The 4,319-nt window shown below is 71.8% G+C and carries 4 protein-coding genes; 2 read left to right on the forward strand and 2 right to left on the reverse strand.

Annotated features, from left to right (window positions below; translation table 11 throughout):
• Positions 1 to 816 (reverse strand): FAD-binding oxidoreductase (locus tag AB0M20_RS29510; protein WP_364303584.1); only part of this gene is annotated, 816 nt, incomplete at its 3' end.
• Positions 816 to 2,270 (reverse strand): FAD-linked oxidase C-terminal domain-containing protein, encoded by a 1,455-nt coding sequence (locus tag AB0M20_RS29515; RefSeq protein WP_364303585.1) that lies wholly within the window; start codon positions 2,268 to 2,270, stop codon positions 816 to 818. The genes AB0M20_RS29515 and AB0M20_RS29510, both read right to left, overlap by 1 nt.
• 196 nt (positions 2,271 to 2,466) lie before the next feature.
• Between AB0M20_RS29515 and AB0M20_RS29520 the strand changes: the two genes are divergently transcribed.
• Together AB0M20_RS29520 and AB0M20_RS29525 are read left to right on the forward strand one after the other, a co-directional pair.
• Positions 2,467 to 3,519 (forward strand): TIM barrel protein, encoded by a 1,053-nt coding sequence (locus AB0M20_RS29520; protein ID WP_364303587.1) that lies wholly within the window; start codon positions 2,467 to 2,469, stop codon positions 3,517 to 3,519.
• Positions 3,520 to 3,528: 9 nt separating this feature from the next.
• Positions 3,529 to 4,319 (forward strand): inositol-3-phosphate synthase (locus AB0M20_RS29525; protein WP_364303589.1); only part of this gene is annotated, 791 nt, incomplete at its 3' end.

The raw sequence follows: 4,319 nt of genomic DNA on the forward strand, positions 1-4,319 counted from the left end.
GGCGCCCCACCACGCCGGGACGCCGGCGGCGGCGGTCGGGCCGAGCAGTTTCGCGAGCATGTCCGCCCGGTCGCGCACGCCGGCCGGTGTGCCCTCGACGAGCACCGCGACCTCGATGTCGCCGGTCGGCGGGGCGTTGACCTCGATCGCCGACGGGACCACCTGCGCGCCCAGCACCGCGGCGACCAGGCGGCCCGCGCCGTCCGGCGCGGAGGCCGTCGCGGTGATCACGGCGGTCGCGGCCGGGAGGGGGTGCAGCCGGAACGCGCATTCGGTGATCAGGCCGAGCGTCCCGTACGAGCCGGTGAACAGCTTGCCCAGGTCGTACCCGGCGACGTTCTTCACGACCTTGCCACCCGCGCGGGCGACCGTGCCGTCGGCCCGCACCACCTCGATGCCGATCAGCAGGTCGCGGGCGGTGCCGTAGAGGGTGCGGCGCGGGCCGCTGATGTTCGCCGCGACCGTGCCGCCGATCGTCGCGCCCGGCAGCGGGGTGTCCAGGGCGAGCTCCTGTCCGGGCAGGTCGAGGTCGTCCAGGCGGGTGCCGGCGCCGAGCACGGTGATCAGGTCGCCGGCCGCGTGCTCACGGACGCCGGCCATACGGTGCGTGTCGATGATCAGGTCCAGCGTGCGCGGCGGCGTACCCCAATCGATCTTGGTGCCGGCGCCCCGGACCACCACGCTGAGGCCGCGCGCGTCCGCCAGCAGCGCGGACGCCTCGGCCGTCGACGCCGGCGCGGCGACCAGCCGGGCCGGGACGCCGCAGACCACGTCGTCGTCACCGGCCGGGCGGGTCAGTTCGTCGAGCGCGCCCATCAGAACACCTCCGCTACGCCGGCCTCCTGCAGCCGGTGGGCACCCTTGTGCCGGCCCGGCACCTCGCCGCACAACCGCGGCGTCGGGTAGATCTTGCCGGGGTTGGCCAGCCCCAGCGGGTCGAACGCGCACCGCACCAGCTGCATCGTGTCCAGGTCGTCGTCGGTGAACATCCGCGGCATGTACTTGGACTTGTCCATGCCCACCCCGTGCTCGCCGGTGATCGAGCCACCGAACTCGATGCACAGGTCGATGATCGCGCCGGACACCTCCTCGGCCCGGTCCGCCTCACCCGGCACCGTGTCGTCGAAAAGCACCAGCGGGTGCAGGTTGCCGTCGCCGGCGTGGAAGACGTTCGCCACCCGCACGCCCTTCTCGGTGGCCAGCGCGCCGATCCGGCGCAGCACCTCGGGCAGCGCGGTCCGCGGGATCACGCCGTCCTGCACGATGTAGTCCGGGCTGATCCGGCCCACCGCGGCGAAGGCGGACTTGCGGCCCTTCCAGATCAGCGCCCGCTCGGTGTCGTCGGCGGCGATCCGGATCTCGGTCGCGCCGTTCTCCCGGCACATCCGCACCACCTGGTCGAACTGCGACTCGACCTCGGCCTCCGGGCCATCCAGCTCGACCACCAGCACGGCGCCGGCGCCCTCGGGATATCCGCAGTGCACGGCCGCCTCGGCCGCCTCGATGGCGAGCGCGTCCATCATCTCGATCGCCGCGGGCACCACCCCGGCGGCGATGATCGCGGAGGTGGCGGCGCCGGCCTGGTCGGTGGACCCGAAGCCGGCGAGCAGGGTACGCACCACCTCCGGCAACCGGACCAGGCGGACCGTGACCTCGGTGGCCAGCCCGAGCGTCCCCTCGGACCCGACGAACGCGCCGAGCAGGTCGTACCCCGGGGCGTCCGGCGCCCGCCCGCCCAGCATGACCAGGTCGCCGTCCGGGGTGACCACCTGCGCGCCCAGCACGTGGTTGGTGGTGAAGCCGTATTTCAGGCAGTGGGCGCCGCCGGAGTTCTCCGCCACGTTGCCGCCGATCGAGCAGATCTGCTGGCTGGACGGGTCCGGCGCGTAGTAATAGCCGTGCGGGCGCGCGGCGTGCGAGACGTGCAGGTTGATCACACCGGGCTGCACGACGGCCCGCTCGTCGGCGGGGGAGACCTCGAGGATCTCGCGCATCTGCGAGGTCACCACGAGGACGCCGTCGGCGTGCGGCAGCGCCCCGCCGGACAATCCGGTGCCCGAGCCGCGGGCCACCCACGGCACCCCGGCGCCGACGCAGGCCTTCACCACCGCCGCGCACTCCTCGGCCGTGTGCGGCAGCACCACCAGCGCCGGGATCACCTTGTAGTGCGCCAGGCCGTCGCACTCGTAGGTGCGCAGCCGCTGCCGGTCGCTGATCACCCGGCCGGGGCCGAGCACCGCGGTCAGCTTCTCTGCCAGGGCGTCGATCATCGCGTCCTCCTGCCTGATTCAACCTAACCGGCGTTCAGCGCTGATCGAAACTTTTGTCGCTGGAAGTAGGAACTTCTCTCCGCGCATGAAGAACTTTGTCGATCCTTGGTCTTTCTTTTCGTGGGACCCCGAATTAACGTCTCGCATGTAACACGGTCGATACAAGGCGCTCTGTCCTCATCGGAAGGTGCTCGCTTTGAACCGTCGTCGTATCCTCGCCGCCGCGGGCGTCGCGGCAGCCGCTCTCGGGGCCGCCGGCCTGTCGATCCTGCAAACCGCACGGCCCGCCATCGGGGACGGCAAGCTGCACGCCGAGCCGCTGATCCCGCCCAACCGGCGCGGGATCATCCTCTACAGCGTCCGCGACCGGATCACCGCGCCGCCCGACGACAGCGGCGTCCCGTACGGCTTCGAACGCGTCCTCGCCCACCTCGCCGCCCTGGGATACCGGGAGATCGAGTTCGCGGGCTACACGCAGAGCACCCAGATCCTGGGCCGGCAGATCACCCCCGCCGAGATCCGGAAGATCCTGGACGACAACGGTCTCGTCGCGAACGGCACGCACACGAACATCAGTCCCGGCTCGCTGGACGCCGAGATGGACATCGCGCAGACCCTCGGCATGGCGCACATCGGCACCGGCGGCGACCCGAGCGGCAGCCGGTACCAGGCCGACTGGGACCGGGCGGCCGACGAGTGGAACGCGATGGGCGCCCGGGCGCAGGCGCGGGGGCTCAAGCTCTACACCCACAACCACGACGCCGCGTACGACTTCCTGCTCGACGCCGGCCCGTTCGACTCCGCCGGCCGGCCCACCCGCTCGACCGGCATCCGCAGGCTCGAGTACTTCCTCGCGAAGACCGACCCGCAGCTGGTGTACCTGCAGATGGACATCCTCTGGGCGTACCTGGCGCAGCACCGCTACCGCGCCTACACCGACTCGGCCGGCCGCACCCGCACCGACGTCTTCGACCCGATCCTCACCGTCGCCAACCGGCCCCGGCGCTACCCACTCTTCCACGCCAAGGACGGCGACCACACGGCGGCGGGATACAGCGAGACACCGTTCGGCGAGGGCGACATCAACTTCCAGCAGTTCTTCCAGACCATCGGCCTGCCCGACTACCACCACGCCAACTACGAGATGGACGACGCCCAGCTCGGCGGGTCCACCGACCCCGGGAAGAGCCTGCGGATCGCCGGCCAGAGCTACGACAACATGGCGGCGCTCACCGTCTACGTCCCTTAAGGAACACCGATGCGTACCGGAATCTGGCTGATGGGGGCGCGCGGATCCGTGGCGACCACCGCCACCGTCGGCCTGCTCGCCCTGCAGGCCCGGCTGACCGACACCACCGGCTGCGTGACCGAGCTCCCGGCGTTGCGCAGCCCCGCGCTGCCCGCGTTCGGCGACCTCGTGCTGGGCGGCCACGACATCGTCGCCACGCCGGTGCTGAAGAAGGCCGAGGCGCTCGCCGCGGCCGCGGTGGTGCCGGGTCGTCTGGTCGCCGCGCTGACCGATCGGCTCACCGCGCACGAGGACTCGGTGCGGCCGCTGCCGTCAGGATCCGACCTGATCGCCGCCGACCTCACGGCCTTCAAGGAGCGGCACGACCTGGACGTCGTCGTGGTCGTCAACGTCTCCACCACCGAACCGCTCCTCGACCGGTCCGAGGTCGACCTCGACTCGCTGCCGCCCAGCTCCCTGGCGGCGCACGCCGCGTTCTCCGCGGGCTGCTCCTTCATCGACTTCACCCCGTCCACCGGGGCCCGCCTGCCGCTGCTGCACGACCTCGCGCTGGAACGCGGCGTGGTCTACGCCGGCAACGACGGCAAGACCGGCGAGACGCTGGTCAAATCGGTGCTGGCGCCGATGTTCGCCATGCGCAACCTGCGGGTGCGCAGCTGGTCGGGGCTGAACCTGCTCGGCGGCGGCGACGGCGCGAACCTCGCCGACCCCGCCGCCAACGCCGCGAAGGTGGCCAGCAAGCAGCGGGTGCTCGGCGACGCCCTCGGGTACGAACCGTCCGGCACCAGCCGGATCGACTA

It is taken from the genome of Actinoplanes sp. NPDC051633 (assembly GCF_040681735.1).
Lineage (GTDB): Bacteria > Actinomycetota > Actinomycetes > Mycobacteriales > Micromonosporaceae > Actinoplanes.

Excerpts from the sequence above, each read along its gene's own strand:
- AB0M20_RS29515 (WP_364303585.1), bottom strand. The coding sequence starts at position 2,270 with ATGATCGACGCCCTGGCAGAGAAGCTGACCGCGGTGCTCGGCCCCGGC.